Origin of the sequence: Phytoactinopolyspora endophytica, assembly GCF_004138495.1 — a bacterium.
GTDB lineage: Bacteria > Actinomycetota > Actinomycetes > Jiangellales > Jiangellaceae > Phytoactinopolyspora > Phytoactinopolyspora endophytica.
Genome location: NZ_ML142862.1, coordinates 50,427 through 50,871 on the forward strand (window position 1 = coordinate 50,427; position 445 = coordinate 50,871).

At 71.7% G+C, this 445-nt stretch carries 1 pseudogene; it reads right to left on the minus strand.

Annotation, left to right across the window (positions count from 1 at the left end):
- A pseudogene (locus ELR45_RS38850) lies at positions 1-445 on the minus strand (co-chaperone YbbN); the annotation flags it as partial.

Below are 445 nucleotides of genomic sequence, written 5' to 3' on the forward strand. Positions count from 1 at the left end.
CCTCGGCCTGACCCTGTGCGAGCTCGAGATCAGCGGCGACGAGCTGCGCGTCGACATCAGCCGGGTTGGCCTCCGCGGCCGCACGCGCGCTGGCCGGGTCGACGCCGCTGGTACGGCGGAGCAGCTCTACCCGGGCCAGTCCGGCCTTGGCGTCCGCATCAGCCGGCGACTCGTTCAGCACCGTCTGGTAAGCCGCAGCCGCGGCGTCGAGGTCTCCAGCGTTGAGCGCCTCGTAGGCGGCGTCGAACCGAGGGTCCGACACTTCCTCCTCGACCGCCTCGGAGTCATCGCCCTGGGCCGGCTCGGCCCGACCGGCCACACCGTTCTGGGTCGCGACCTTCAACAGCTCGTCGATCACCCGGCGCACGTCGGCTTCCGGCAACGCACCCTGGAAGAGCGGGACGGCCTGCCCCTTGACCACGCCCAGCACCGTCGGGATGCTCTG